The 25,279-nt window shown below is 58.1% G+C and carries 31 protein-coding genes and 2 tRNA genes; all 33 read right to left on the bottom strand.

Annotation, left to right across the window (positions count from 1 at the left end):
• Positions 1 to 9: 9 nt before the first annotated feature.
• Complete coding sequence (locus tag RYH80_RS18095; RefSeq protein ID WP_370905497.1) at positions 10 to 981, bottom strand: hypothetical protein; 972 nt, start codon at positions 979 to 981, stop codon at positions 10 to 12.
• A gap of 89 nt (positions 982 to 1,070) precedes the next feature.
• A complete protein-coding gene (locus RYH80_RS18090) occupies positions 1,071 to 1,724 on the bottom strand; it encodes a hypothetical protein (protein WP_370905496.1) in 654 nt (217 codons plus the stop codon).
• A 120-nt stretch (positions 1,725 to 1,844) separates the two neighbouring features.
• Positions 1,845 to 2,057, bottom strand: coding sequence for a hypothetical protein (locus tag RYH80_RS18085; protein WP_370905495.1), 213 nt, complete (start codon positions 2,055 to 2,057; stop codon positions 1,845 to 1,847).
• 45 nt (positions 2,058 to 2,102) lie between these two features.
• Complete coding sequence (locus RYH80_RS18080; RefSeq protein WP_370905494.1) at positions 2,103 to 2,489, bottom strand: hypothetical protein; 387 nt, start codon at positions 2,487 to 2,489, stop codon at positions 2,103 to 2,105.
• Between the two features lie 100 nt (positions 2,490 to 2,589).
• Positions 2,590 to 4,083, bottom strand: coding sequence for a hypothetical protein (locus RYH80_RS18075; protein WP_370905493.1), 1,494 nt, complete (start codon positions 4,081 to 4,083; stop codon positions 2,590 to 2,592).
• Between the two features lie 2 nt (positions 4,084 to 4,085).
• Positions 4,086 to 4,664: a hypothetical protein gene (locus tag RYH80_RS18070; RefSeq protein ID WP_370905492.1), complete on the bottom strand. Its 579-nt coding sequence runs from the start codon at positions 4,662 to 4,664 to the stop codon at positions 4,086 to 4,088.
• A 110-nt stretch (positions 4,665 to 4,774) separates the two neighbouring features.
• Positions 4,775 to 5,209, bottom strand: coding sequence for a hypothetical protein (locus RYH80_RS18065; RefSeq protein WP_370905491.1), 435 nt, complete (start codon positions 5,207 to 5,209; stop codon positions 4,775 to 4,777).
• Positions 5,210 to 5,291: 82 nt separating this feature from the next.
• Positions 5,292 to 6,176: a hypothetical protein gene (locus RYH80_RS18060; protein WP_370905490.1), complete on the bottom strand. Its 885-nt coding sequence runs from the start codon at positions 6,174 to 6,176 to the stop codon at positions 5,292 to 5,294.
• A 74-nt stretch (positions 6,177 to 6,250) separates the two neighbouring features.
• A complete protein-coding gene (locus RYH80_RS18055; RefSeq protein ID WP_370905489.1) occupies positions 6,251 to 7,120 on the bottom strand; it encodes a hypothetical protein in 870 nt (289 codons plus the stop codon).
• A 57-nt stretch (positions 7,121 to 7,177) separates the two neighbouring features.
• Positions 7,178 to 7,681, bottom strand: coding sequence for a hypothetical protein (locus RYH80_RS18050; protein WP_370905488.1), 504 nt, complete (start codon positions 7,679 to 7,681; stop codon positions 7,178 to 7,180).
• A 71-nt stretch (positions 7,682 to 7,752) separates the two neighbouring features.
• Entirely contained in the window at positions 7,753 to 7,941 is a 189-nt protein-coding gene (locus RYH80_RS18045) for a hypothetical protein (RefSeq protein ID WP_370905487.1), read from the bottom strand.
• Positions 7,942 to 8,164: 223 nt separating this feature from the next.
• Positions 8,165 to 9,745, bottom strand: a complete 1,581-nt coding sequence (locus RYH80_RS18040) for a DNA cytosine methyltransferase (protein WP_370905486.1) — start codon at positions 9,743 to 9,745, stop codon at positions 8,165 to 8,167.
• Entirely contained in the window at positions 9,742 to 10,131 is a 390-nt protein-coding gene (locus RYH80_RS18035; protein WP_370905485.1) for a hypothetical protein, read from the bottom strand. Before RYH80_RS18035 ends, RYH80_RS18040 begins: the two co-directional genes overlap by 4 nt.
• Before the next feature lie 56 nt (positions 10,132 to 10,187).
• Positions 10,188 to 10,499, bottom strand: coding sequence for a hypothetical protein (locus tag RYH80_RS18030; protein WP_370905484.1), 312 nt, complete (start codon positions 10,497 to 10,499; stop codon positions 10,188 to 10,190).
• 24 nt (positions 10,500 to 10,523) lie between these two features.
• Positions 10,524 to 11,957, bottom strand: a complete 1,434-nt coding sequence (locus RYH80_RS18025; protein WP_370905483.1) for a DNA cytosine methyltransferase — start codon at positions 11,955 to 11,957, stop codon at positions 10,524 to 10,526.
• Between the two features lie 48 nt (positions 11,958 to 12,005).
• On the bottom strand, positions 12,006 to 13,244 hold the full coding sequence (locus tag RYH80_RS18020; protein WP_370905482.1) for a hypothetical protein: 1,239 nt from the start codon (positions 13,242 to 13,244) through the stop codon (positions 12,006 to 12,008).
• Positions 13,245 to 13,284: 40 nt separating this feature from the next.
• Positions 13,285 to 13,650 carry a hypothetical protein gene (locus RYH80_RS18015; protein WP_370905481.1) on the bottom strand — a complete coding sequence of 122 codons (366 nt, stop codon included), beginning with the start codon at positions 13,648 to 13,650 and terminating at the stop codon, positions 13,285 to 13,287.
• 348 nt (positions 13,651 to 13,998) lie between these two features.
• Complete coding sequence (locus tag RYH80_RS18010) at positions 13,999 to 14,547, bottom strand: hypothetical protein (protein ID WP_370905480.1); 549 nt, start codon at positions 14,545 to 14,547, stop codon at positions 13,999 to 14,001.
• Positions 14,548 to 14,885: 338 nt separating this feature from the next.
• Positions 14,886 to 15,011: a hypothetical protein gene (locus RYH80_RS18005; protein ID WP_370905479.1), complete on the bottom strand. Its 126-nt coding sequence runs from the start codon at positions 15,009 to 15,011 to the stop codon at positions 14,886 to 14,888.
• Positions 15,012 to 15,375: 364 nt separating this feature from the next.
• Positions 15,376 to 15,750, bottom strand: coding sequence for a hypothetical protein (locus RYH80_RS18000; protein ID WP_370905478.1), 375 nt, complete (start codon positions 15,748 to 15,750; stop codon positions 15,376 to 15,378).
• Between the two features lie 102 nt (positions 15,751 to 15,852).
• Complete coding sequence (locus RYH80_RS17995; RefSeq protein ID WP_370905477.1) at positions 15,853 to 16,719, bottom strand: hypothetical protein; 867 nt, start codon at positions 16,717 to 16,719, stop codon at positions 15,853 to 15,855.
• Between the two features lie 62 nt (positions 16,720 to 16,781).
• On the bottom strand, positions 16,782 to 17,174 hold the full coding sequence (locus RYH80_RS17990) for a hypothetical protein (protein WP_370905476.1): 393 nt from the start codon (positions 17,172 to 17,174) through the stop codon (positions 16,782 to 16,784).
• Positions 17,175 to 17,341: 167 nt separating this feature from the next.
• Entirely contained in the window at positions 17,342 to 18,283 is a 942-nt protein-coding gene (locus RYH80_RS17985) for a nucleotidyltransferase domain-containing protein (protein WP_370905475.1), read from the bottom strand.
• A gap of 11 nt (positions 18,284 to 18,294) precedes the next feature.
• The gene (locus RYH80_RS17980) at positions 18,295 to 18,714 is read right to left on the bottom strand and encodes a hypothetical protein (protein ID WP_370905474.1); all 420 of its coding nucleotides are present in this window, start codon (positions 18,712 to 18,714) and stop codon (positions 18,295 to 18,297) included.
• A 117-nt stretch (positions 18,715 to 18,831) separates the two neighbouring features.
• Complete coding sequence (locus RYH80_RS17975) at positions 18,832 to 19,641, bottom strand: transcriptional regulator TbsP domain-containing protein (RefSeq protein WP_370905473.1); 810 nt, start codon at positions 19,639 to 19,641, stop codon at positions 18,832 to 18,834.
• 694 nt (positions 19,642 to 20,335) lie between these two features.
• A tRNA-Gln gene (locus RYH80_RS17970) sits at positions 20,336 to 20,456 on the bottom strand.
• Between the two features lie 15 nt (positions 20,457 to 20,471).
• Positions 20,472 to 20,555: transfer RNA gene (locus RYH80_RS17965), tRNA-Ser, on the bottom strand.
• A gap of 91 nt (positions 20,556 to 20,646) precedes the next feature.
• Positions 20,647 to 21,054 (bottom strand): hypothetical protein, encoded by a 408-nt coding sequence (locus RYH80_RS17960; protein WP_370905472.1) that lies wholly within the window; start codon positions 21,052 to 21,054, stop codon positions 20,647 to 20,649.
• A gap of 92 nt (positions 21,055 to 21,146) precedes the next feature.
• On the bottom strand, positions 21,147 to 21,656 hold the full coding sequence (locus RYH80_RS17955) for a hypothetical protein (protein WP_370905471.1): 510 nt from the start codon (positions 21,654 to 21,656) through the stop codon (positions 21,147 to 21,149).
• Positions 21,657 to 21,902: 246 nt separating this feature from the next.
• Positions 21,903 to 22,895 carry a hypothetical protein gene (locus RYH80_RS17950; protein ID WP_370905470.1) on the bottom strand — a complete coding sequence of 331 codons (993 nt, stop codon included), beginning with the start codon at positions 22,893 to 22,895 and terminating at the stop codon, positions 21,903 to 21,905.
• Positions 22,896 to 22,991: 96 nt separating this feature from the next.
• Complete coding sequence (locus tag RYH80_RS17945) at positions 22,992 to 23,816, bottom strand: reverse transcriptase-like protein (RefSeq protein WP_370905469.1); 825 nt, start codon at positions 23,814 to 23,816, stop codon at positions 22,992 to 22,994.
• A 42-nt stretch (positions 23,817 to 23,858) separates the two neighbouring features.
• Positions 23,859 to 24,374, bottom strand: a complete 516-nt coding sequence (locus RYH80_RS17940) for a hypothetical protein (RefSeq protein WP_370905468.1) — start codon at positions 24,372 to 24,374, stop codon at positions 23,859 to 23,861.
• A gap of 369 nt (positions 24,375 to 24,743) precedes the next feature.
• Positions 24,744 to 24,974 carry a hypothetical protein gene (locus RYH80_RS17935; protein ID WP_370905467.1) on the bottom strand — a complete coding sequence of 77 codons (231 nt, stop codon included), beginning with the start codon at positions 24,972 to 24,974 and terminating at the stop codon, positions 24,744 to 24,746.
• Between the last annotated feature and the right edge of the window lie 305 nt (positions 24,975 to 25,279).

Genomic DNA, 25,279 nt, shown 5'->3' with positions numbered 1-25,279 from the left:
GAAGCGTGATCAGTCTGTCTTGATGATAGACTTTGGTGACGCCGACAGGAGGGTGCGGGCTGCTTCTGTGGCTGCTGCTGGTGTTGGGAATCGGTATTCCCCCTCGGATACGGTCGTGCAGATGTCATCCAGGGGATCAGGAAGAGCAGTGACCGACTGATATGAGCGGCTGATGACATCGGTTGCCGGTGAGTGGGTGAAGAGCGTCAGTGTGTCGTCTCTCAAAATCAGACGGAGCTGGTCCCCTGGAATGGACTCGGGAGCAGCAGCGCTCCACCAGCCCGTATTTGCTGTGAGTCTGGCGCAGGTCCAGTTGTCGGGATCTTGTGGGAGGCTCTGGCTGAGTGCGCCCGGATGGTGATGAAGATACAGGATGAATGCTGTCATCGGATTCGCGTCTTCTGGTTCGAAGGGTTCAGCGGCGTGAGTCACCGAGAAGTCGCCAGGATTCTCTTTGGGATCGTGACCGCGGACTGTTCCAGAGAGAGGGCCTGAGACGGTCTGGTTGCGAACAGTGTCTGGGTTTTCGAAGCCGACGATACAGGTGGTCCGTCGGTGGTACTCGTCACCCTGCCGGTACAATTTGATTGTGAGAATACTCCCTCCGTGGCCGTTGTCAGGTTCGTACGCCGGGCCGGTAGTCTGGTATTGGAGGTGGTCCTCACTGTGCGTCGCAAGGGTGAATGGGCCAACGGTGGATGGTGCGACTGAGACACAGTCTGGCACAGCGTTCGTTCGCCCTGTCTGAGTCGTGGGTGCTAGCGACGTCACGTCGGGGAGGTCAGCGAGACTACTCGGGAGCTGTGACTCAGCGAGCGAGGCGACATCGTTGTACAGTCCCGAGAGTTCGTCTGCGAGAGGACTGGAAGACGATGCCAGTGCATCCGTGGACGATGAGGTGGAACTGGTGGGCGTCGACGATGCTGGTTGTGCTGAGTCGAATCCCGAGAGATTCGTCTGGGAACTTGTGTCGTCTGTCATTCGTGAGTTCTTGGTGGACAGAGAATCAACTGCCGGTTCTTTGACCCGGGTTTCTGCTCTGTTGGCTTCTCAGGCGAGCGACCATTGCACTAGTCCTGTGAAGTGCTGTCACTGTCTTCGCGAGCTGCATCCCAGCCGTCTCGGAATGCGACTACATGTTCTGGCGGCCCTTCGAATTCACCTGGAGTGAACTGCCAGAACCCGGGCAACACGTCGCCATTGCGTCTGACTGCGAAGTTCACTCTCGAGTCTCCGGTGAACACTTCGGCTTTCGTCTCGTCAAGGGTTTCGTACCACCCTTCGCGTCTCTGCTTGAGGGCTTGAATTCGCTCGATAGCAGCATCGGACTTGACCCAGCCTTCTGCACTCTTGAAGAGCCACCCGTTTTCGAATACTAGGAGTCCGACATCTTCGACGTAGGCACCTTCTGCAAGTGTTCCATCTTCTATTTGCCAGCCGTGAGTGCCTGTTGTCTGATTGAACACGATCTTCCACTCCTCTCGTTTTGCGGTGTCGAATCGTCCCCCGTCGGGGGTGATCGGGTGGACCTCGTGAGTCTCGAAGGCGATATGGGCACGTTCGATCATCTGGCCGGTAATCTCGTTGATCGTGCGCTCGGCCATCCGTGTGTTCAATTCTGGCACACTAGGATCGCTGAGGGTGTCTCCAACTGGCTTTTCGGAGTTGCCTGCGTCGGGCATGGGCTTATCCGTCTCGTCTGTGTGTGAGCTATCGTCTGACATCCTTGTGAGTTCTTCTTTCTGGGAGAGGTGATTAAAGGTCGGGGCTGGTGATGGTTGCTGTCTCTGAGGGCTATCCACGTTTCCTGCAAAGGCTGTGCAGGGATGTCTGGCTCGTGTGTCCTACTCGTCTCCAAAGGTGGTGGCTTCGATCTCGAGGTCCTCCAAGAGACGGCCTTTCAGTTCTTCTGGTGGGATGTCTTCGATGGCGTTGGCCAGTACTTCAACCTCTTCTTCTCGTCCTGGGTACGCACTGGGATTATCCGTCTGTGGAGAACTTTCTTCGTCGACGGGAACGGTGGTCGTCGTGGACCGACTACAGACACAGAGCCCCATCCTGAGATTGTCACCTCCACCTCGGTCGTCTCTTTGTGTTGCTCGCTACTCATTGGAGTCCCCCCACACGACTTCGCCGTCTTCGATGAATACTTCGGCGCACTCGGCGCACTCTAGGGCGATGAAGCCGACGGTTTCACTGGTACCAGTTGTCTCGGCGTACTCTAGCCGATCCCCTGTTGCAGTGAAGTGGTCCTGAGCGAGGTTGCTGGTAGACGCTTTGAACGCGGTAGAGTCGCACTCTGGGCAGCCTTCGTTGAGCTCTGTTGGGGGAGCCGTACTGACGAGAGATTCCTGATCAGAACCGATGTGGAGGAATCGGCCGTCCTCGCTGACCTCGACTGTGGCGTCAGGGAATTGGTCTGCTAACTGGGCACGGACTGCGGATTCGGTGAGCCCCGATTCTGGGAGCTCAAGTCGTACTTCTGGCATGGATCAGTCTTCGGTGGCAGTTGGAATTCGATACTGGTGCGGGAAACACCGCAAGGTGTCCACTCTCACCTGCACGTACAAATGCTCTACCCGGTGTGAGCTAGACCGTTGCCGGGATGGGAGTAGTCTCCTCCGAAGGACTGTCGGCTGTGTCTGTTGTGTGGGGAATGCTCGCTTGCTTTGCTGCCTCGTGAGTGATCGATGACTGGGAGGTGAGTCGACGCGGTGAGTCGTCTGGATCGATCGCTGGGGCGCTGAGTGTCGGCTGTGCCTCTGGTGCGCCAAGGAGTTGCGCCCAGTCTCTGATCCGCGCGAAGAGCCACGAGCCGAGGTTTGCAGCGTGGTCAACACTCGGATGGGTGACGAGCCCGTCGATCGTCACACGACGGTCACAGCGCCAGAGTGGGCGAGTGACCGGCGCCAGTGCGATGGGCGTCCCGGTAGGCGCGTGGACAGCGCCGAAGAGAGCGTGATGGTCGGCGGGGTTCTCGGTGCCACTTGCTGACTCGACTGTCTTCTGGATCTCCTCTGTGTGGGATGTGTTCGGTGGTGTCTTGGCGGCGTCGATAGCTGTGTCTAGGAGATCTGAGACAGCGTCAGGTGCACGATCGTATCGTGCCAACGCCCACGTTGATGCCGGCGCTCCATCAGTGATGTCTGGGGTGAAATCGGCGAGTGTGGTCTCAGGGGAGTAGGTTTCTGTAGGACGTACTGGCTGACGGCCGTTGACAGTCGGCTCGTACGTCCACCGCTGGCGCTCGAAATTGTCGACGACGGTGCGTCCGTCTCGGTTTCCCCAGTCAGTTGAGCGCTCCGTGATTGGACCCGGTTCGAACTCGGCGGCCTTGTAGATCGTTCCGTCGTTCGCACCGACGCCGGAGTGTGTGACAAGCTTTCGAAAGCCTGCGAGCGCTGCCCACTGCTTGACCACCCCGAGGAGCCGTGATGCAGTGTTCTTCGGCGTCGTCGGAAGGACAGCGAGGCGACTCAACTGAGCGCTGGTGCCGTCGTCGGCAGCGGGATTCGTCCGGTTCTCGACGGTCGCGAGCGCGACGATGTCGCCGTTGATCCCACCATCGCGCAACACCAGATACGCGATCGCACAGTGCTGAGATCCCAGCGGGTGGCCGACATACGGCGATGCGAGGAACTCGTTGGCGACGGTCTGTGATCGAATTCGATCGGCGACGAAGTGATCGACTGGCCCGTAAGTGGACAGTGGCGGACGGTCTTCTGGAGCCGTTTCTGTTTCGTGCGCGACAGCAGCTGCCTGCTGTTCAGAGTTGATGTTACGGGCGACGATTGCTGCACGGCCCCGTTCGACGAGGACGTCGAGTGTTTGGATGTCAGGGCGGCGAGAACACTCTGGCGCCTGAACGATGATGACGCCGGCTGATGATTGCAGCCAGATGAAACGCGAGGTGTGGGGATTGGGCCTCCATCGAACGAGATCGCCGCCCCGGAGGTGTACTGGGTCAGCCGATGAGTCGCGCTGGTTGGTGGTTGCCGGATCAGAGACGGCGCGGCCTGCTCTCATCCCGGCGGCCGGAGAAATCGTTGGCAGGTGAGAAAGCTCGTCTCTGTCTGCGGACATGGTTACTGATCTGCGGTTTCCCACGTGTCTGGCCACCGGACATCATCAGCGTTCAAATCGTGCGCTCGCACTCTCTGAGTTCGAATGTCTTCGAGTGTGTCGTCGAAGTCACCGTCTGCGAGACGAGCGAAGACCTCGTCAACGAATTCATCGGTGATATCGTTCTTCACGAGCCGGCGGTGTTGCTCGTCGGTGAGGACGGCAACCTGCTCAGGTGTGAGGATGTGGATTGGTTCGTCAGAGACACGACGTGCGATGCCGACCGGCAGTAGGGACTCACACTGCTCGGTGAGCGATCTCCCTTGGATTGTCTGGGCTGGTGAGGGGACGCCATCTGGGAGCCGTTCCACGAACATCTGCACTTCCATGTCCACGTTGGCGGTTGCTGCTGCGTGAGTGATCGCTGAACACTCGGCGTCCCACATAACGTCATCGTAGTAGTTGCAGAGGGCCACATCGATCGCTTGGTCCACCAGATGGTCGGCCAACTCTCGTGTGTCAGACTGTGAGAGTGTGCTGTCAGTGAGTGCGTCCTCGTACCACTCGTCGAGATTGAGTCGCTGCTGTGGTGCGTTACTCATCGTTATCGTCCACTTTCCACTGCGAATAGAAACTGGTCCAGGATGGAGAGTGGCCAGTACTCTAGTTTATCTGGTGAGCTGACTAAGGTGGTATGGGCTCAACTGGATGATTAGAACTGTGACGGAAAGTACCGCCAGAACAGAAGCGTGGCAGCAAGGAGTAGTACGAAGACTCCTACGTCAGCACGCGCTGCTCCGACAGTAACGGCTGTAATCAGCAAGGTAGCGACATCTGTGAGCAAAGCTCCCATTGCAGCGAGGACCACGCCTCCTTTACCCAGGGTCTTCCACCCGATGGAGACCGATGCGACGAATCCCCCAACTGTGAGGACCTGCGATAGGGCTGTGGTCAGAGCCTCAAACAGTGCAAGGGCCGTGCCAGCATCCATCTCAACGCCACTGTCAGCACCTGCAGTTGAGTTACCCCACACCTCAGCGGCATCACCAAGGACCTCAACTGAGGGTGTGACCAAGAGGATAACCCCTAGTGCTAGCAAACTTGGTAGACCGACACCTTGAACGAACACGAAGACTTGTCGTTGCATTGCATTGGAAAGTAGGTGATAGTAGATAATAAAGGCTCTGATTATTCTTAGTGAGGTAATCAGTGCAGGTGGGATATTGTCTCTACTCTTCTTTTACAGGGGCAGGGATGTCCCCCGTGGCAACGGTGAACTCGTAGGTTGCGCCAACTGGAGTCGTGACCAGAAGTAGGTCTCGGTCGTTCCCACTGCGTGATATGCTCTCAACTTCTACTGGTTCCCACTCGTCTTCACCTACAGTGTAGCCAGCTCGGTCGTCAGTGAGTGTCGTCAGAAGCTGGTCTGCGGTTTGCTGGGGGGCCGGCGTGATCTTGAACTCCGTCCCATCAGGATCAGACTGCTGGCGGAGTCGGAATTTTAGCGTTTCCTCGCGGTACAGTACTTTTAGTTCCCACTCATCCGTGTGAGAGTCAGGTGCAGGAGGCTTCCCCGCTCGGAGGGCGTTCTTGACTGCCGCTTTACGATCTGGCTCTGGGCTGTCCCGTTCGTCTACGAGCGTATCGAGCACGTGGAGTGCCCGAAGGAGTGCACGACCGTGTCCGTTGACGATCTGCTCGTCGAAGACTTTCCCCTCGTCTCCTTCGTAGCTTCCGGCGACGATGTAGTCACCAGAGGCGTGTCCGTGTGCGTCAGCTGGCTCAACGGTGACCCTGTCACGACCGGATCTGAACTCCGTGATGTCGTTGCTTACTTCGACAGAGGCATTGTCGTACCCGTTGAGGGAGAGTTCTTCGGCTGATCCATCGAGAAGCAGGCTTACGACTCGAACGTCGGTGAACGTGGCGTCTTCCTCGAAGGCGATCTTCCCGATCTTGGGGGCGTACATCGCTTGGACGCCGCCGGTATCGGGAGTTTCAGCGGCAAAGACATCGTCAGCGGAAACCTCGGGTGAGCCGGTAATCGCGTCGTGAATGCGTTCAACTGAGGGAACGGTGCGAGTCGAGTCGGTGCTTACATCGTGTACCATCATGGTTTGTCGTAGTGGGACTGTAGGATGTCCACTGATCACTGCGAGCACAAACAACCGCGTGTGAAGCAGCGACGCTACCTCAGGCGAACAGAGCCAGTGACGATCTGTTCTTTCGGCTCAGCCTTTTCAAGCGCTGGGCGTGCCTTGAGGTCCGCCGGAGGACTTCTTCGCGTTTCACTGAGGCCGCAGTTGGTGAACTCTCTTCTGCCGTCGAATGCGTTTTCTTTTACAGTGTCCGATTTGATGCCGATCATGTGCCCCCAGGTCGGATAGTCGTGGGACACCTGGAGCCCGCGACGCGTTCGGGTCTTTCCCTTGGCGTTCATATGCGGTTTAGTAGCGGTGTAGTCGCGTGCTACGGGGCGCGAATCGAGTTGATCAGTGTACGCGTACTGGACGAGCCGGTAGAAGTAGGCAGTGATCTGTGGGAAGTCGGCCGGAGAGAACATGTCCACCTTGCCGACCTCGTGTTGAGTGTCTGTATGGACGAGGTCCGTATGGTCAACTAGAACCTCAGTGAACGAGCCTTCGGACACGTACAGCGCAGTCCCGATTGTCACCTCACCACCACAGTCCGCCCGGGCGCGAACAGCGTAGCTGTTGGATTCCTCCCGACGTGCGTCATCGATAACGGTAACGTCCCACCAGCCGGGAACGGCGTCGAGAATCCTCTTCAGTAACGTCCCTTTCACTGGGAAGATACCTTCTGCCTCTGAGTCATGCAGTTCGACGTCTCCGTTCCCAGGCTTGAATACTGGATGCTCTTTCACGTCGAAGGTTTCTGACACTGGTGTTGCACCTTTCGAGAACCCGTACAGGTCTGTGAGGTACCTTTGTAGTCCCTTGGTGGCCCGGTCGAAAACGACAGGGTCGAAGTTCAAGTCGTTGGTGTCTGCCGGTTCGCCGTATCCGGTTATGTGGTCGTAGACGAGTTTGTCGGTCATGGTGGAAGTGTCGGGGTGACTCGTGTTAAATCTACTCGGTCGGGTGATGCTGGTCAGCTACTCAGCCTCTGCTTCGGAAGACTCGAAGGACAGTTCGTAGTTCCAGACGAAGGGAAGCACTCGAGCAGCCTGGCGCGCAGCTTCGGTTTCCGCTGAAACGGTTCGGAACGATCCGCTTCGAGATGGAGATGTTCGGATGCGGTACCGCCACCCATCTGTCTCTGCATGTTCCGGAGTGAATCGAGTCCACTCAAGCTGGAGGGCGACCCGTGCCTCATCGCCAGTGGAGAAGCTCTCTCCGTTGGTGCTTGCTGGTGCCGCAGCTTCAGCGATCTGTTTTGCGGCTTCCTCGTCGACGAGAACACTCTTGGTGTCGGTATCGCCAACAGGGTCGATGTTTACCACCCACCCCTGGGTAGTATCCCACTCGACAGATACATCGGCTGAGACCGTTTCTGATCGAGCGACCACGAGATATGGAACGTCTCGTGGTCCGTTCTCTGGGAGTTTCTTTGCGTCAAGTTGATGTCTCTGTTGTTCGCGATTTGTGGCTTGAGACATGGGCCGTCTGTATCTGCCGGTACAAATTGTGGTGGTCAGTGGTCGGTGACGTGCGCGATTGATCGCTAGACTCAGAGCCCCCAGTTGAGGACAGTGATGTCGACGCCTGGTTCTGCATCGAACGTCCGCTGGAGAAGCGCGCGCTCTGCGTCGTCTGCACGAACACACAGTTCGTCGACGTCCTCGAGCGGGACGGAGAGCTGGGCCGCAAGACGACTCGCGAGCGTCGGCGCCGTGTCAGTTCGACCCGGGCCGGTCACGGAGACATCGTCGAAGAAGTCTCTGGGGAGCGTCGCTGCGACCGAATGTGCGTCGATGGACGGCTTCCGTGAGGCTGGCTGAGTGCTAGGCTGTGCTCCAGGCTCGGTGTGAGTTCTTCGAGAGCTCATGGGTGTTTGGGGCTCGGAACCCCTCACCTACTTCTGTGGATACAAACCGCTCTGAGGTGGTGGGTTAGTGTCTTCTCGCAGCCTGCGTTCGTGGTCAGTCTGAGACTTCTGCGAGGACTTCGTCGTACGCGGGGACAGCAACCTCATCGGGATCATGATCCGGTATCCCACCACCGTACGACCGGAGGTTGGGTGCCGACTCCGTGAGTGCGTGCCTGAGAAGTGCCTTCGCAAGAGGAACTGGAACCGCGTTCCCGATCTGCGTCGTCTGCTCAGACTTCGTGCCTTGAATTGGGTACTCGCTTGGGAAGCCCTGCGCTTGTTTCAGTTCAGCCGGTTGGAGCATCCGGTATTTGATGTCGAGGCCGTAGCGGTGGAGGCTTGGGACGACGAGTGAGTGTGTCTCTGTTGTCGTCTGCGTGTGCAGTGGCTCGCGGATGCCGCTCGGTGCAGCTTGTGCGTCGTCGATGAACGGAGTGAGGACGGGCGAGGCGAGCATCGACGGCGCCGGCTTCGAGGCCGTGACCGTCATCAGCGGGCGATCGATACTCCGCGTCCGTGGCGGCTGGTCCCCGGTGCTGTTGTAGAGGGGGCACAGGTACGTCGGCAGACGATCACCGTCGGACGTAGAGGGGCTGTCGTGCTCACGACTGGTGGCAGCGTCGGTCACAGAGGCGGGGAGCATCAGCGACAGCGAGGTGCTGTCGGAATCCTCTGAGTTGACGGAGGCAGTGTCGACGAGGAATGGCTCGTCTCGGCGGTGCACAGCGGCCGGGTTCTCGGAGAGGGGAACGATGTCTTCTCGTAGCGTTTTGATCCGGTCTCGATCAAGGCCGGCGAGCGCGTCAGCGAACGGCGTGAGTGCTGGTGGGCCGAACTCACGTAGCCCCTGAGCGATCCGATCCATCGTTGAGTCAGCCGGCGGCGAATGCACTCGGGATTCTGTGAGGTCTCGCGTCCAGATGGATGTGCCGAGGTCCGACCAGTCGATGATGTCAGCGGCCGTCCGATAGCTAGTATCGTCCGAACTGTCAGGACCGTGTGTCGGGCTGGGGAACGTTGGTCGGCCGTCGCGACGTGCGTGCAGGAAGAACCGACTCCGCCTCTGTGGAGCCCCGTAGTCGGCTGCGTTCAACTCCGCGACATCCAGCGCGTACCCGTAGGACGCGAACGCATCAGTCCAAATCTCGAAGAGGTCACCGTTACGGGTCGGTTCGCCGTCGACGACAGGCCCCCACGTCTGGATCTCTGGTGTGTTCTCGATCAAGATGGTGTCGGGCGCGAGTGCGCCGACCCACTCCAAGACGTGCCACGCCGGCATTCGCTTCTGTTCGCGAACAGGTTTGCCGCCGCGAGCACGTGAGAAGTGCGTGCACTCGGGCCCCGCGATGAGGAGATCCACCGACACGTCGGCCTGATGAACATCGTCGACGGGTTCCTCGACGAGGTCGTCAATCACATTCGGCGGATGCAGTTGTTGTGCCTTCGAGTGGTACTGGACTGCCTCGGGATGGGCCTGCTCGTGCGTTGCGATGGCGGTTTCATCGTGGTTGATCGCAGCGAGCTGGAGGTCGTAGCCGAGGTCGCTACAGACCTGCGTGAGCGCTTCGGAGAACCCGCCAGCCCCAGCAAAGAGGTCGACGGCTACCACGCGGTCAGAGTGATCGTCAGTCATGGTTGCGTCTCCGTGTCCGCGTTCGTGTTCTGGGGCGTGTGTGAGGTGATTGCGGCCGCCAAGTTCTCCACCCATTCAGGCCCACTGTACCGACACTCCTCCCAGCCAACGGTGTCGTCAATTTCCTCTACAAATTCGAGCGTGCGGTCCCGCTGGGAGTGTGGATCGGACTTGACCGCTTCCATATCGACAATCTCGCCGTCCGGGCCGGTGAGCTTCCAGATTACCGCGACGCCGTCTGGCCCGAGGTGCGGCGATAGGTGATAGACTGCGCCGTCAAGCGTGCGCCCGAGGTAGGTGTAGTCTGTTGTCTTCGCTCTGAGTTCGCTACGACTCAGTTCAATCCGTGTCTGGTTGTCCGAGTCGCCAGGCGCGTCGTGTGGCATCTCACCCTGCCCTGGACGTACAAACAGTCCGGGCGAATCGACAGACCCGCGTGAGGTCACTCGGCAGCTTGGTCACGGAGGTAGGCGAGCGCGCCGTCGATGCGTTGGCGGCCGCGCTCCGTGTACACCCGGTTGTTCCGGCACTGCTCAAGCACGTCGTCGACGACTGGCACGAGGTCTGCCGGGAGTTCAGGAGGATCAGAGTTTCCTGGGTCGAGAGCCGTCATCGCTTGCTGAATGGCTGTCTTTTCGCTCGTGAGGGCAGTCGTCTCACGAGCTTTCGCGAGGCATTGGACAACCACGCGCAGGTCTTCGCTGTCTGGCTGAAACGCTACACTGCCGAGGTCGGTGGGGGTGTCGTCTGACATAGTGAGGAGAACGGATTGGGGTAGTTAGTCTTCTGCGGTGACGCTCGTAGTAGCCTCAACGAGCGGAGTCGTCAGTTGGCGAGCGAGGGGGATGGGAACCGCATTCCCGATCAGGGTCTCTGTGTCCCCCTTCGTACTCGGGGTGAAGACGTACTCCTCAGGGAAGCCCTGGGCTGCGGCTGCTTCACGGGGTTGTAGAAGCCGGTAGCGGACTTCGAGGCCGACGTCGGTAGTCGGGGTGGTGAGAACGCCGGTCGTCTCGCCTGCTGGCGGGAGGTACGGGTCTGAATCGGGATTGGCCAGTGGGAAGAGCCGCGTTCCTGCGGGCGTCGACGCGATCTCGTAGAGGTTCATGAACGCGACGTGGACCGCTCCGGACGCGGTCACTGTCGGGACCGGGTCAGTCACCGGATGGGGGATTCCGCCGCTGCCACCGGCCATCGTGAGCGGTGGGAGGTCGCGGCCTGTGGCATCAGGAGCCTGTGTCGGTGCTACCGTTCCGTAGGCGACGCGGAGGTCGCCACCATCGGGGACGGCTTCACCACAGTCGAACGTGTCCAGTGAGCGGTGCGTGAGCTGTCTGTGCGTCCCTGGAGTGACGGCGTCGAGCGCGTCCGCGAGCGGACGGCAGGCTGCGTGGTCGCCATACTCACGCGGGTACCGTGCAAGTCGGGACGTCGTTCCGGCCGCGAGCGGATCGCGTTCCCACAGACAGGTGCCGATGTTGCTCTTGTCGAGGATCGTCGCCGCGGCCGGGTGGCTGGTCGGCGTCGACGGCTCGGGCCACCTGGGCTCGCCGTCGCGACGGCCTTGGAGGAAGAACCGTTTGCGAGTCTGGGGGACGCCGTACGTCTCCGCGTTGATCACTGCCGTATCGAGGTCATACCCGAGAAGTTCGAACGACCGTTCCCAGTGGCGGAACATCTCACCCGTGTCGGTGTCGTCGATCTCGGCGCCCCACCGCTGGATGCCCTCGACGTTTTCCAGTAGGAACGCATCAGGCTGGAGGTGCGACACCCAGTCAGTGACGGCACGTGGGGAGGCGCGGAGTTGATCGCTCGCGTTGCCGTCCTGTTGGTGCGACCACGGAACGCACGACGGGCCGCCAATGAGGATGTCGACATCAACATCGCCGACAGCACTCGGTGGATGTAGTGACTGGACACGCGAGTTGTGGATCGTCCCGTACTCGCCGTGGTTAGCACGAAGCGTCGCGACGGCGTCCGAGTCGTGGTTGACTGCGACGTAGCTCAGGTGTTCTGCGAGCCAGTCTTCGACTGCGGGATGCGTCCACTGAACAGTTGGCTCTGGGATGTCCTGAGCTGCCGCGATCTGTGACCGGTGTGTCTGGACGAGACTCTGGATCAGGCCGGTGGAGAACCCCCCGCCACCCGCGAACAGGTCCACGATTGCGATGTCTGGGGGGACGGAGTCCTCGCTGTGTGAGTTCTTCGCCATAGGTCTCGCCCCTCTCTGGAAGTACAAACGCTAGTGCCGGGTGAGAGGTCAGACCTTGGTCGTCATGATCGGGAGGATCGCTGTCTGGGTTTGAAGCTCCGGGGTAAGCACACAGATTTCGAGCCCAAAGCCGACTGCATATGTCGTATTCCGAGCGACTCTTTCAGATGACCGCCAGATGGTGTCGTAGCCGACGACGACCCCTCTAAGCGGAAATGGGTTTGCAGTGAACGGGGATGAGACGTTATCGAACTCGTCGGCTGTTCGATTGGGATCTAGAGCAACCCATTCCCCGATACGTGCTGGAGGTGCTGTAACTGGGACTCTCTCGAAGAACTTGTCAGAACTACCGTTGATATAGAAGGTCTCGCTGTAGCTTCCCGCAGTGACACGGTGTTTCGACTGCCAGTCGCCCCCGAGACGCGCGAGTGTGCCGCCGGTCACACTGAGCGTGTCATTTGTTCCTTCTGCCTCGAATCTGTGGGTGCCCTCCTGAACCCACGACGGGAGGGTTGAACAGTCAGTCGGCGATTCAGCCTCGCACCTAGTTAGCGTTGGGAGCCGGTCGCTCCGCCAACAGAGTGTCAGAAGGACCTGGACCCCATTGCGACGGGTGGGATCGATCTCGGGGACAGCGATCCCAGTTGGACCAGTTACCTCGGAGACAGGCGAGTGCTGGAGCTCTTCGTAGTGGCCGGTATCTGAGGTAAGCGGGTCTGCGTAGGGCGTCGAATAGATGGGGTCGATGAGCCACGCGCCACGCTCTCCAACTGCGACAACGTCGCCCTGATCGGTGAGTACGAGTGCCACTGTATCTGTGTCGATCCGACCACTGCCGTTTGCGAGTCGGACGATTCGCTCAAGGTAGTCCGGCGAAATCACCCCACCGCCAGTCGAGAGGTGAGCGACCCGCTGGTACTCGTCGAACCGAGAGTAGTAGCGCGGAAAATCGATGACGTGGATGCCGCGGTGTCGAACGAACTCTCGCGTTCCTTCAGTGATCAGCGACGCACTCCCAGGGATACGCTCAGGATCAGGGTCATCCCGAGTAGCTATGCGGGAGGGAGCTGTATTCTGCCATAGGTCGACAAGAGTCGCTTCTCCGCGTGTGTGGGGGTTGTGGTAGCTGAAGCCGTCGATGTCGGGATATTTGCTGTGAGTACCGGTCAGGGCGTTCGGGTACCTCAGGTCGGTGATGTCGAGTGTCGTGTGGTCGGAGATGTCGATCCAGTCCTTTTCGCAGGTTTCACCGCTGTGGTTGTGACTAAGCGTGCTTTGGTAGCTCATCGGTGTGCGAGGAACGGCTGGTAAATAACGAGTGACGGTTTTAGAAGTGATCTGCAGCTGACTCCGGGAGTTTTTCACGCCGTTCTTCGAGACGATCTTTGATGTCTGCCTCAACTAGTTCTCTGGTTGCTTCACCGACGATGACGGGCCACTCTGTCCGCCCCCCTACTTGCAGTTGGGGGACATCGTTTCGTGATGCCAGAAGGGCTACGTACTCCATGTCTCCGTATCCAGCATCGGCCCACCGTGCTGCCTCGAGGATCTCTTCGTCGATGTCTCGAGCAGGATTGTCACTCAGTTGCTCGATGATGCCGTCGACAGCTTTGTCGATTTTCTCTCTGTACTCTCGGACATCGTCTTCAGTCACCGTTTCCGTCTGCTGGACGGGGGCAGATGGATCAACCATAGGTCCAACCACATCTGTGGGTATAAATAACAGTTGTGGTCCTATTGACGTATTAAAATAGAGAAGGAGTGAGCTGATTAGTGGTGGTGTGACAGAGCTTCGTCTTCCTTGAGTTTGGACACAGCGGCCAGTCGGGAATGACCGCTCTTTACAGCCACTGTGTGCAGTGTCTTCGAAGAGTGATTCAACCCGAGGGTTTCGACTTTTTCCGGCGAACTCCCTTGGAACCGGGCGTCACAATCCTCACAGGCAGTGATAACGAAGTCAGAGTCGCCTTTTGACTTGTTAGGAGCGCTCATTTGTTTGTATTGTTCGGTTGATTCTAGAGCGTATTACTAGTTGTGGCTGCTACTCTGCAGGACAGCGGTCGGGCTCGAAGCCTGGTTGGCACATCCCTGCCCAACCGCAGATCGGGCAGTCGAGATACTTTTCCATCTGTCCATCTCCACAGCGAGGGCACCTATATACCGGATCATCGCTGTAGTCGCTTGTTCCAAGGCGGGTGAGTTCACTTTCCTCTACCACCTCGTCGTCTCTGATGTAGTTGTCGTCAACCCACTTCAGTTCGTCAGCGGGGACATCGCCTGGGGTGAGATCTTCGTAGTCTCCCTCAGACACGTATCCGACCCAGCCCCACTCGCGTGATCCGAATGTCGGATCGGCTGGAGTCTGTTTGTACACTGCTTCGACATACTTGTCCTTGTTCACGATCGCTGCGGCACGCAGAGTTCCGTTCCGAACGAAGACCATCTGAGTGTACCACTCTTGAGGGAGGTGGCCGTGTTCAGCATGGAGTACGTCGGAATCGAATGTTGCCGGTACGTCGATCCCTTCCGGCTGCTCAGGACTGGTGAATCGGCCGATACTACCTTCGCTTTCGAACGCGTGTACCGTCATTGGTGACGCCTACCCCTTGCGGGGATGCCCATCCACGGAATCGAACCGTGGTATACCATATGGGTGAATTTGTGATCTGACGTTCCTCTAAGGCGAACGTGGGATCGGCTTGCGCTCGTAGATTATGAAGTCCCCGCACTTCTCATCAGTGCACTGAAAACCGGAGCCTGAACAGCCCGATCCAGGTGTGTTCTGTGGGCCCTTCGCAGGTTGGACACGACGCTCCTCTGAGGGTGTGCTGACACTCAGAGTTGCTACACTGAAGCACGCTGATACTCCCTAGACTCTCCAGTAGATCCATGTCGGACCCACAGTGGGGGCAGCTGGTGTTGGTTCTGTCAGTTGGTGCACTCGTGGGGTTCATCTCCGACTTCCTCGTATGGGGTGAGTTCGTCGCCACAGTCGGGGCAGGTGGCGATGCAGTTAGTTCCATCTCTCCGAGGCGGTACGTCCTTGAAGTTCATCTGTCGCTGGGGTGGGGTTCGTCCGTACATAAGTGATCGGAGCCCCTGGAGGAAGCGGTTCCCCCTCCAGGGAAGACCTGCCGCCGGAGTCGAACCGGCGTCTGAACCAAAACAGGTACTGGTGACCGTAGAGTGTGCCTTACACCTCGATCACGGCCACCTTATAAGCCCCCGACGGCATCAGGTCCTCAGTGACGGTGATGACAGGGGCATCGTTCACTTCGTCTTGATAGGTCGCTTCTGCTTTCTCTTTTGCTTGTCCGGCACTCTCGACGTTGTCGACTCGGACTACGGCAGCGGCATCGGTCTGACGCTTGACTGACGATCGTGGGGAGGGAGACTCTGTGTCTGACATGGGTGAAATTCAGTAGTAGTCGGGTGTTCCAACTGCGATTCGTTTATGCTCGGTACCGTTCCAGTCGTAGGGAACATCGTGCTCCTCGCAGGCCTCCTGGAGCGCGTCAACAGCCGTTGAGTCGGTGTGCCCGACCAAGATCGGGACCGTGTTGGGGCTTTGACAGGTGAAGTACACTCCAGTGGTTTCCCCTAGTGACGACACGGCACAGCTACTACAGCAGGTTGCGACAACATCCACATCAGTGTGCTCCTGAATGTACTCCAGTACACTGGCGATGGGTGCGGGAATCTTGTAATCACTATGCTTGTCTGGCGTCTTCTCGGTCTGGAACGGGGTGCTGGTGACCCACCTGGATTCGGTGACTTCCAATTCGGTTAGCATCGTGCTATCACATTCCCTTGCGGGATACCCACCACTGGAGTCGAACCAGTGTCGTACCACTGTGGGTAGGCACAGCATAGAGAAGATGTCAGCCAGTTTCCTTCAGTCGTGACACTCTGGGGCGAGAGCGACCGGCTCAGTGTCGATCTCAGTGTAATGAGTCCGGGGGTGGAGAAGGTTTGTCCCGGCATTACAGTTCGGGCACGAAGGCTTGGCGTGCCTGCTTTTTCCTTCGAAGTGGGGTCCACGATGCCAGTCGCCGCAGCCGGTGCAGACGGTGACATTGTCGGTCCACGCACCCCCACACTCGGGGCACACTGGATCGTCCGAATCACCAAGCCAGTGATCGGCTGGTCCGGTGTACTGGCAGGAGGGTGCGATGCAGTTGAGCTGTACCGGGTAGTCTTCGCTTGTCCACGTATCTTGATGGACCTCCACCGTCGGGGCGATGTCTTCGATCCGTTCGTATTTCGGGAGGCGAGAAAGAGTGTCACTCCAATCCATGACGGTGTGGAAGTGGCGTCCAGTCCGACGGTGGAATCTGTCCAGCATCGTTGTGTCGTCTGGGACTGGATGCGAACCGTCACCGTCACCGGCATCACAGAGAGCGTGAAGATCGGTCAGATGGAGACGGTCCTGCTCGGTCAGAAGCCAGTCTGAGGTGTCGGAGAGGCCGACAAAGTAGTCGTCGAGCGGGGAGTCACTTGGACTGTCTGCCGCTTCCCAAGTGTCATCGCTGAATCCGTATGGCTCGGCGTAGTCACCGGAGTCCGTGTGGACGATGAATCCGTCTTCGTCGACGTCGAGACCGTTATCCAGGAGGTAGCTCCTCACTGCGGGGAGGTGAACCTTGGTCAGTGTCTCTTCGGAGTACACTGCACCGATCCCGAGTTTCAGAAGGAATCGTTCGATCAGCGGTTCGGCTGGGGGGATTGACGGAGTGTCGGGGATGAGTGATGTGTCGACCATGTGGAGTAGGTGTGTTCGTCAGTGTGAGGTGGCTGTGCGAAAACTCGGAGTGTGATGTGGTCTTACTTACCTTTCGTCGTCCGACTTACGATTTCTTCGGCGGTGTGGTCTACGTGGACCAGGGTGATGCGAGTGTCTTCTTGACCGAGTATGTTGTCCAGCACGAGTTTCGCTTCTTCATCAGTCTCCGTGGATCCCATAGATACCAATTCGAAGCCATTCCTTCCTGCGACTGCGTACATCGGGAAATCCCTGTGGTCGCGCTCGATCTGCGCTGCTACAGCGCCTCCCACCTCCATGATCCCCTTGGCCCACTCTTCGCCGTCTAGGTCGTCAGGGGTCCGCGAGCCGTTCGTTCCGATTGCGAGCGCGAGCGCCGACTTCGGGGCTTTCTGTAGGAGGTGAACGACTGCGTGTCGGTGCGCTGGGTCTTCCCGGTCGCCTTCTTTGAACATGATCCACTCTCACCTGTCGGCAAAAACTCGTGTGAGGTGTTTAGCTTCTACGGTGGGACGAACTGGTGACGGCCGTGTTGCTGTGACACCGTGGCGGGCAGCAGTGGATCTCTGGAAGTGGGTACTAGTCGAACCAAGCGGGAGGATCGTGAGCTACCGGATGCGAGTCACTGGAACAGCGTTGTTGACTGGATCAGCTGCTGTACGTATCGGTCCAGCTCGATGCTGTCCGTGTGGCCGTTGCAGTGAGGTGGCCAACACGTGTACCCATCGGGTGGGTGTTCCTCGTGTGGAACGTTCTTATGCTGGTAGTTCCCGTGGTGGGTCCGGGCCTCCTCGGAAAACTCGTGGGGAGACCGGACGTGATCCGTATGGGTAAGGGTCCGCTGGAGAACTTGTGATTCGATGGTTTCGTTGAACGGCGTCCCGCACTCTCTGGCCCCTTCACCGTCTTGCTTGAGCTCAGCCAGCCAGCGAATTTCGTTGACGTCCCACCCGTCTAGCACGTTGTCAGGGGCCTCGTCGAGGAAGTCGTTGAAGTTGAGCGGTGGATACTCGTGAGTCTCGAGGATGTACAGGCCGAGAAGGCACGCTCGAACGGTGTAGAGGTTCTTGTCTACTGTTGGTCGGTCGCTATCTGCTAGGTACTCGTAGTAGTGCGTCTTCGCGAAACTCCGATAGTGGTCGTACAGCGAGATTACCTCGAAGTGGTCATTAACGTACGCTCTGATGTCGTCGAGAATCGGGTGTGTTGAGTACGAGATCGGGGAATTGAGCGCTTCCATCGCAGTCGCGTTTGAGTCCGCGAGGAGTTCGAGGAACCGCTTGATGTCCCACCCTTCGAAGTCGATGTCTTCCTGTGCAACCCTGCGTGTTGAGTCGAATGAATCGAGCTCGGTGCCGTCCCCCTGGAGAGAAGCGGTGTAGTTGGACATCGTTTGGTAGTGGCTCAGCGGCTGTGCGTAGATGAAGGCGATATCATGGTCGCTGTCGGGGTGACTGAGGCCCCACGCTCGGCTCCCAGTGTTCCAGGCGCCGATGATCTGCAAGTCGTGTTCGTGTTCGATAGCACCGAGGGCTTGATTCATTTCGGAGTTGAAGATAGCCATCGGTGGTGATGTTACTCGTCGGACAGGTAGCTGGCGATCTGTTCTTGACCGGGGCCGGGTTCCGTGTCCAGAGAGGCGCTGGATGACACCTGTACTTCGACTGTCGATGCTTCCGGCGGAGCCTCCGTTACCGCATCAGGGACGCTTGAGGCGACAACAAGGTCAGCCTCGAGATACGCATCGGATAGCCGGAGTGTCCCAGCTGGCGTCGTCGAGATCTCGGTGGCTGCACGCGGTGGATCGTCGATCAGTGCCTTCAGCGCCGATGTTGCGTGGACCGTCTGAAGGAGTTCTGCCCCCCTGTACACATACGCGAGGGTTGTCCGATCGTCAGAGTAGGCCTCTCCACGGGGGCTGTCATCGTCGACGGTCTCACGAATCCGAACTGTGACGGTTCCTTGTTCACCGTCGGAGCCTGTGAGTGAACTCATCTCACTCTCCTCTGGCGGCACAAACACACAAGTGTCTGGTGACCACGTCCTCCTCCGAAGCGGTCTGTGTCAGCTATTATTACCGTATGTGGGTTCTTCGTGAAAAAAAGAGATTCTCTATTGAAGTGCGGCTTTGAGATCGTCGAGGTAGTCTTTGAAGTCGGCTTCGCTCGTGATCTCTGTTTCCTCGGGTGGGAGCAGACGCAGTCGTGGCCGCCCTACATCGGTTGGGACCTTCTCGGTGGTGATGAGTCCGTTGTCCTCAAGATCGCCCTTCGTCCGCGAGACTGTTGCACGTGAGCCTAGTTGCGTGTTTTCTGCGGCTTTTCCTACCGTGAACAGCTGCTCGTTGGCTGCCACCCCGGCAGCAATGAGCAAGACTATCTCGTTCATCTTGCTCCCCCTTCCTGATGGGACTGTATCGAGATACTTGAGGGCTGCATCAAAGTACTTTGCAGTCTCATCTGCAGCCTCGGACTGTAGGTCGTCGATGAGCTCAGCATGTCCAGCAGTTCGAAGGGAGAATTCTTCACTGTCTTGAGCGATTGTGTCTGTGATCTCTCTGACGTGGTCGGCAGTGGTTTCGTCGGCTCGCGTAACAACTGTGGTGCTGGCAGTGGGGATGAGTGTCCAGATGTGAGTGTCGTCCACGAGGTAGTTGCTGAGGTCTCCTTCTGCAGCACGGAGAGTCACACCACTATCAGCGAGTTTCCCTGCGATGATATAGTCATCTCTGACGTCTTTGAGGGCTGACGGGATACTGATGACGGTGAGGTTTTCTCCGTCGTGACGGGGACTCGCGAGTCCATCTGCAAGCCCTGCCAACACGTCTGTTGATGTGGTGACGAGCGTTGCTTCTGCTGAAGTTTCCTGAAGAATGCTGTCTAATGCGTCTGCTGGAGTGTCTGCTGTTGTCGTGTTTACCATATATTGGTCAATCGAGGCCGGGTGCGTTTAGGTAAAACGTTTCTCCGGTTGTCGGTGTCTGGCTTTTTCGGTGGGTCGGTACGGCTAGGTGGAGCCTCCAGTTATTGCTGGGAGTACAAATGACTCTCTGAACGGACCACCCGTCAGCCGACCATCGCCGAGGGATCTGGGTTTTCTGCGATGTACTCTCGTGCCTTCTCTTGGATTTCGGAAAGTGTATCCGCTGTTTGGACAACTGAGTTTCCGCCTGTGAGCACCCAGCGTGAGTGGCCGACGCGGCGCTGAACGTACAGAATCTTATCTGAGTCGTCGGTCTGGCGCCACGCGAACGGGCCATCATCTGGAGTCACGTGATCTGGGAACGACTCGGGTAGTTCGTCTGCGCTGAGTGGTTCCCAGGTGTTAGGGAGTGAACTGTCGGGCACTGGGTTGAGATTTCAAACGGTTGGAGGGTTCTGTTCGTGGTCGTTTCCACAGACAGGGCACGTGCCGGTTGTTGCCCAACCCGTTCTCACGTCATCATCATCGCTTCCAGGAAGAGAAGCGTCTCTCTTTTCGAGTTCGATCTCCTGTACGACACCGCACTCGTTGTGGGAGTTTCTCTTTTGACATGGATTGTGAGCTGTCGGAGCGTTTAGTCGGGTATTGGTTGAGAGGGAATGGGATGTGGCTACAGGGTGGCCCCTGCAGCCGATAGTTCCGCTCGGATTCGAACCGAGGTCTCGGGCTTACCTCGGGATGACCACTTGCTGGGTATCCAACAAGCGGTCAGCCCCACCAAAGGCCCGAAGGATTGGCCACTACCCCACGGAACTGTACAGTTGGGACTACGGGGAGACTGGGATTCGAACCCAGGAGGCCGAACGGCCACCTGCTCTCAAAGCAGGCGCAATAGTCCACTCTGCCATCTCCCCTTGAGCGTGTGTTTTTTGCCGTACCCCTCACTCATATCTGTGCGTACAAATATTGATCGGTCAATCGTGTGTGGGGGTGACTGTCGTGTGACTACTCTGCGGACGTAGAGGTGGTGTCTGCGTTTCCGCTAGGATCTCCGTTGATGAAGGCTACGTTGCGTTTTGGAGCTACGTATATCTCCCGGGTCACCTTGTGGCGCGGGGTGTCACTCTTGGCGAGGGCACTCTCAGTTGGCCACGGATCGTGCTCTGCTGCCGTCACGATCGTGATCTCGGTCGGGAGATCCAAGCCGAGAATGGTACTGTGAACAGCTTGCCGCTGGACGTACGGGACAGTGACCTTGAGGTAGGGACTGCCGGTTGGAATCCGAGCGATGTTGATCGCTTCTGCCGTGATCTCGGCTTCGACACCGATCTCTGCTAACCTGTCTCGGATTGTTGCGAGTGTTTGACGCACGGAGTTTGTGCTGTCTCGTGCGTCCGTCTCCTGACGAGCCATAGCCACTCATCTCTGCTGGCATAAATTGTGGATTGGTAAGAGAAACGTCCGCTGTACTCACAGTACTTGGTGTCGATCCGTTGCGAGAGTGCTTACTCCTCAGTGTCGGAAGAGTGCACTTTGAAATCGCCGGCCTCGTATGCTTCTTGGATCTCGCGGCCGTCGGCAACGAACATGTCGACATCCGCATCTGGATCGGTCTGCCGTTTGAAGATCGCCTCTCCGTCAAGAATACCGTACAAGCGCACAGTGCTAGGGTTGTTGAACTCTGGATGGCCATCCCAGGTGACGACTGGGTTCGACTCAACCTCTACGTCGAGTATCCATAGGTCATCGGGGTTCCCGATGAGTACCTCCAGGCGGCCCTGATCATACAGTCGCTCTGCTTTCTCTAGATCAACAGTAACAGTCGTATTGTAGGCTGAATTTGCGGCGAGTGTGCCGTCCTCGATCCCAGCGATGATGAGATACTCGGCGACGTTTGATGCGCCGTCAACGTGGATCCAGTCTCCTGGTTGAACGATGTCGGCTAGGTCTGGTGACGTGATTGACATAGCTGTGTTTGTGTCAACAGTCCGAACAGTTGGCGAGGTGGTAGTCATGCTGAGGTGGCTTCGTGCCTACACGTATATTATTTGTGACGGGACTTAGCTCTTACCATCTCCTTTCGATTCACCTGTGCTGGGTGAATAGGAGGAATGCTTAAGTTTCTTGACTTAGATTCAGCGAGATTGCTCTGTGGTTTTACGGTGTAGGTGTAAAACGTCAAAGATAGTATATGTTTGTCAGGTGACGGGTTGAGAAGGCGGTGGGAAGGAGCGGGTTCAGAAGTGTCCTAAGAGTGATAGTTAGGGGGTGACAGTGACATCATCGGCAGGTGAGATTGTGACTGTACGTGGGGTCCACCCTGGCGGTGCGCCGGTGAGGTTTGGCGTTGCCATCCACTGTGTCTGGTTGTTGATTCCAGCGATCCATTCCCATGCGATGTGGTCGGCCGGGGTTTGTACTAGTCCGGTTGCTTCCGGGGGATCACCGAGGACTGACTGAGCAGCGCCTTCGTGAATCCAGTTCCGGACCGTGAGGTCGTGGGCCGCGAACTCGAGAAGGGTGTCGAGAATGGACGCTAGTAGATCGTGCTCTGGGAGTGGGTCGTGATGGCCGTTGCCGGTTGCAGTTGGGAACACGGAGTGCGGCCACGGGAGGAGCCCAGCTTGGAGGAGTGCTGCAACATCACGAGCGGTTGTCGTGGTGATGAGCTCGGACCCGGACGCTGGAACTTCGGAGGTTGCCCGACTTGCCAAGTAGTCCCAGATCTCGCTGACCAACGCAACGCGGTCGGGAAGTGTTGTCGTCAGCCGATCAGTGGTGAAGAGCGTGGTCGGATCAGCTTCCTGTAATTCAGGGACGACAGCGTGGGCTGCCCAGCCTCCATCGGGGAGAAGGCGAGTGTCTGGACGGGTTGCGAGGTCAGCACTGAGCGCGATTGCGACGTCGTTGGAGACAGTCGCCGCGCCTGCATCATCCGTTTGTGTCGATCGCCAGATTAGAAGGTATTCTGTCGGTGCTGTCGACGGGTATTCTGCGACGGTGAGTTGGTACTCGCCGAGTTGGAATCGGTCGAGTGTGTCGTAGGCCGTTCGCTGTGGCAACGTGGGTTCGACGATTCCGTGTTCGCTGATGATTTCTTTGAGTTGGACGACAGGATCGCCGTCCGTGTCGGTTAGCTTGTCGGTGCCAGCGGGAATCGTGAGTCCGGTTGTTTCGTGGTCGGTCGTTTCACCGCGGTAGATGAGTCTGTGCGACTGTCGTGTCGGTGAGGAGGATCGAGTCAGAGTAGCCATGAGTTGTGAGAGCCGCTCACTGGAGACTGGCCGTACAAATCCTTGGAAAGGGCGAGCCCGTTGGGTTTGACACGGTGGGATCGCGGTGACTCGAGGTCAAGCCGAGCCACCCGTCTGGCGGTGGGATGCCTCAGCAGCTGTCGTCGCGAGACGATCGGCTGTGGTGTTGCGACATCTGGGGACTGGTCGGTGCGTGACTGTGGAGAACGTCTCTAGGAGAGGGAGGACTCGCTCGACGAGTGGCCCGTAGGTTCCATCCGTGTTGCTATCGTTGAGACGCTCAAATACTGCATGGCAGTCGCCAACGATGGTGACGGCGTCGGGATTGTATTGGGAAACAGCGTGGAGGCCGCAGATGAGCGCCTCGAATTCTGCTCGGAGCGCGGTCGTCTTGCCGAGTGGGCGGGTATCTTCGGTGAGTGTGACGCCTGACGGCTGATCGATGATCACCCAGCCTGCGCCTGACGGTCCTGGATTCCCGTGTGACGCTCCGTCGAAGGCAACGGTTAGATCCGTATACGTGTACTCTGGTGCTTTGACGACTAACTCTGGAATGGTGACGGGATCAGTGGCTGTATGTGCTGTGAGATCGCTAACGAGAGTTGCTACTGTGCTCGGAGTTACCGGGACAGTCAGACGTTGTCCAGATTGATCAGTGAGTGTGAGGAGTGATGGCTGTGCGACTGTTGCGGTGATCACGTGGTCAGTCGGCTGAATCGTGATCTCGATATCGGGGCTATCGGTCGGCGGCGGTGTGTTCTCGGGGGAGGTGGCGTTGCTGAATGCGACTTCGAGTGCCCGCCCGAGCGTGGTGCTGTCCTGATTCCTGACTGCAGCTGAGACTTGCGTCGTGAAAGACGAGTGCTCATCGTGGGGGTTCCGCAGCTGGCGGTGCGAGGAGTGTGAAGCAGTGGAGGACATGCCACTGCCCCCTGGAAGAACAAAGATGCCGTACGATGGGTGCTACTCTAGTCGATCCGCCAGCCACTCGTTCGTCGACATCACTGCTGCAGACTCGGTATCGAGTAGATGCGTGAAAATCGCGTGAGCGGTATCCGGTTCGATGATTGCGCCGGCTTTCTGATTGGGTGTTTTGACGCCGAAAAAGACACCATCAGCCGATTCGGTGCCGACGATGAACGTAGCGTTGTCGTAGGCTACTGTCCCTGTATCGACAGTCTCGACGGTGTAGGAGAAGACGGGTTCAGGGAGTGTACTCCGCTCTGAGTGGAGCCACCGGATCATTGCTGTTGCCCCTTCTGAACTGATGCGACTGTGGAGCGTGTGGTGAAGGAGGCCATCCGGAGTGGAGATCGAGTCTGGGGGTGTTGCATCTGTGGTCTCAAGATCATCACCGCTTAGCGGTGGAATGTCTGGACTGCGCGAGTCGGGGACGTCAGGGTGATCTGATGGTGGTCTAGTGTCGGCTGATGAGGTAGACTCGTCGCGATCAGGGTCAGTGGATTTGTCGTCTCCCATGTGGGTCATCGCTGGTCCCCCGGGTCACTATTGGTGAGTGGATCGAGCGTGGGTGTATCTATATACTCGGCATCCTGAGCCTCATCTCCAGGACTGTCGTAGTCAACTGCGCGGGGTGTGTGCGCTGGATCACTATCGTCTCCGCTGTGAGTCATAGCAGGGTCAGTGTCGGGTTCAACGTGGCCACCCGGACCGTGAGGCGGCTCTGTTGCCCAGTCTGGAATAGGCCGATCCTCTGCAGTGTCTTCTGGGTGGTCATGGTCGCGGCTAGGAGTATCAGATGGCATACGATGTACTCAGAGAAGCAGATACTAATGTTCTCCGGTAGCTGAGGGGTGGTGAATCAATTTTAAAGCTTGTCTCCGGCTACTACTCGCCCTCGCAGGGGATGTAGGAGAAGTTGTTCTTTGCCCACTCCACTGGCGGGGTCGATTTATTGGCTGGAGGTGTGACGACTTCACCGCACTTGAGACAGACGTACTCTTGGTCTGCTGCGTTTCCGGACACTGCGCTGGGTGTCGGACGGGCGGCGAGTTGGTGGTCGTTGACCTGAATCGGGAGCTTCGAGGAGTCTACGTGGGCAGTGGGTTTCGTTGACATAGGAATTTTCATCTCGCACACGGGGGCTACAGTTGGCGGGCGTTCGCGATCAGCTGGGAGACAGCCGTCACCAGCGGGAGTGTGTCGCCGACGAGTGAGAACGGGGTCGCACCTGGGGCGGTGGTGGCAGTGACTCGATAGGTAGCCCCGTCATCCACTGGTGTCAGTGTGAGTGTGTGAGTGGTCGCGGTCTCTGCGTCTTCGGTGGTCAGTCGGATTGTCTCTGGCCGATCGGGGCGGTCGCGAAGAACACGCAGTGTCCAGTCTGTGGTCGCGACCCAGTTCCGCAACCGCTTCAGCGCTGC

The sequence above is a fragment of the Halobaculum sp. MBLA0147 genome (genome assembly GCF_041361345.1).
Lineage (GTDB): Archaea > Halobacteriota > Halobacteria > Halobacteriales > Haloferacaceae > JAHENP01.
This window is presented reverse-complemented; position numbering and strand designations above follow the sequence as displayed.

Excerpts from the sequence above, each read along its gene's own strand:
- RYH80_RS18085 (WP_370905495.1), bottom strand. The coding sequence starts at position 2,057 with ATGGGGCTCTGTGTCTGTAGTCGGTCCACGACGACCACCGTTCCCGTC.
- RYH80_RS17990 (WP_370905476.1), bottom strand. The coding sequence starts at position 17,174 with ATGTTCAAAGAAGGCGACCGGGAAGACCCAGCGCACCGACACGCAGTC.
- RYH80_RS18000 (WP_370905478.1), bottom strand. The coding sequence starts at position 15,750 with ATGCTAACCGAATTGGAAGTCACCGAATCCAGGTGGGTCACCAGCACC.
- RYH80_RS18020 (WP_370905482.1), bottom strand. The coding sequence starts at position 13,244 with ATGAGCTACCAAAGCACGCTTAGTCACAACCACAGCGGTGAAACCTGC.
- RYH80_RS17960 (WP_370905472.1), bottom strand. The coding sequence starts at position 21,054 with ATGGCTCGTCAGGAGACGGACGCACGAGACAGCACAAACTCCGTGCGT.
- RYH80_RS18030 (WP_370905484.1), bottom strand. The coding sequence starts at position 10,499 with ATGTCAGACGACACCCCCACCGACCTCGGCAGTGTAGCGTTTCAGCCA.
- RYH80_RS17995 (WP_370905477.1), bottom strand. The coding sequence starts at position 16,719 with ATGGTCGACACATCACTCATCCCCGACACTCCGTCAATCCCCCCAGCC.
- RYH80_RS17955 (WP_370905471.1), bottom strand. The coding sequence starts at position 21,656 with ATGACTACCACCTCGCCAACTGTTCGGACTGTTGACACAAACACAGCT.
- RYH80_RS18035 (WP_370905485.1), bottom strand. The coding sequence starts at position 10,131 with ATGCCACACGACGCGCCTGGCGACTCGGACAACCAGACACGGATTGAA.
- RYH80_RS18050 (WP_370905488.1), bottom strand. The coding sequence starts at position 7,681 with ATGTCTCAAGCCACAAATCGCGAACAACAGAGACATCAACTTGACGCA.
- RYH80_RS18005 (WP_370905479.1), bottom strand. The coding sequence starts at position 15,011 with ATGAACTTCAAGGACGTACCGCCTCGGAGAGATGGAACTAACTGCATC.
- RYH80_RS17975 (WP_370905473.1), bottom strand. The coding sequence starts at position 19,641 with ATGGTAAACACGACAACAGCAGACACTCCAGCAGACGCATTAGACAGC.
- RYH80_RS18065 (WP_370905491.1), bottom strand. The coding sequence starts at position 5,209 with ATGCAACGACAAGTCTTCGTGTTCGTTCAAGGTGTCGGTCTACCAAGT.
- RYH80_RS18010 (WP_370905480.1), bottom strand. The coding sequence starts at position 14,547 with ATGACGGTACACGCGTTCGAAAGCGAAGGTAGTATCGGCCGATTCACC.
- RYH80_RS18080 (WP_370905494.1), bottom strand. The coding sequence starts at position 2,489 with ATGCCAGAAGTACGACTTGAGCTCCCAGAATCGGGGCTCACCGAATCC.
- RYH80_RS18070 (WP_370905492.1), bottom strand. The coding sequence starts at position 4,664 with ATGAGTAACGCACCACAGCAGCGACTCAATCTCGACGAGTGGTACGAG.
- RYH80_RS18090 (WP_370905496.1), bottom strand. The coding sequence starts at position 1,724 with ATGTCAGACGATAGCTCACACACAGACGAGACGGATAAGCCCATGCCC.
- RYH80_RS17945 (WP_370905469.1), bottom strand. The coding sequence starts at position 23,816 with ATGTCCTCCACTGCTTCACACTCCTCGCACCGCCAGCTGCGGAACCCC.
- RYH80_RS17940 (WP_370905468.1), bottom strand. The coding sequence starts at position 24,374 with ATGGGAGACGACAAATCCACTGACCCTGATCGCGACGAGTCTACCTCA.
- RYH80_RS18095 (WP_370905497.1), bottom strand. The coding sequence starts at position 981 with ATGACAGACGACACAAGTTCCCAGACGAATCTCTCGGGATTCGACTCA.
- RYH80_RS18015 (WP_370905481.1), bottom strand. The coding sequence starts at position 13,650 with ATGGTTGATCCATCTGCCCCCGTCCAGCAGACGGAAACGGTGACTGAA.
- RYH80_RS18055 (WP_370905489.1), bottom strand. The coding sequence starts at position 7,120 with ATGACCGACAAACTCGTCTACGACCACATAACCGGATACGGCGAACCG.
- RYH80_RS18025 (WP_370905483.1), bottom strand. The coding sequence starts at position 11,957 with ATGGCGAAGAACTCACACAGCGAGGACTCCGTCCCCCCAGACATCGCA.
- RYH80_RS17950 (WP_370905470.1), bottom strand. The coding sequence starts at position 22,895 with ATGGCTACTCTGACTCGATCCTCCTCACCGACACGACAGTCGCACAGA.
- RYH80_RS17935 (WP_370905467.1), bottom strand. The coding sequence starts at position 24,974 with ATGTCAACGAAACCCACTGCCCACGTAGACTCCTCGAAGCTCCCGATT.
- RYH80_RS18075 (WP_370905493.1), bottom strand. The coding sequence starts at position 4,083 with ATGTCCGCAGACAGAGACGAGCTTTCTCACCTGCCAACGATTTCTCCG.
- RYH80_RS18040 (WP_370905486.1), bottom strand. The coding sequence starts at position 9,745 with ATGACTGACGATCACTCTGACCGCGTGGTAGCCGTCGACCTCTTTGCT.
- RYH80_RS18060 (WP_370905490.1), bottom strand. The coding sequence starts at position 6,176 with ATGATGGTACACGATGTAAGCACCGACTCGACTCGCACCGTTCCCTCA.
- RYH80_RS17980 (WP_370905474.1), bottom strand. The coding sequence starts at position 18,714 with ATGAGTTCACTCACAGGCTCCGACGGTGAACAAGGAACCGTCACAGTT.
- RYH80_RS17985 (WP_370905475.1), bottom strand. The coding sequence starts at position 18,283 with ATGGCTATCTTCAACTCCGAAATGAATCAAGCCCTCGGTGCTATCGAA.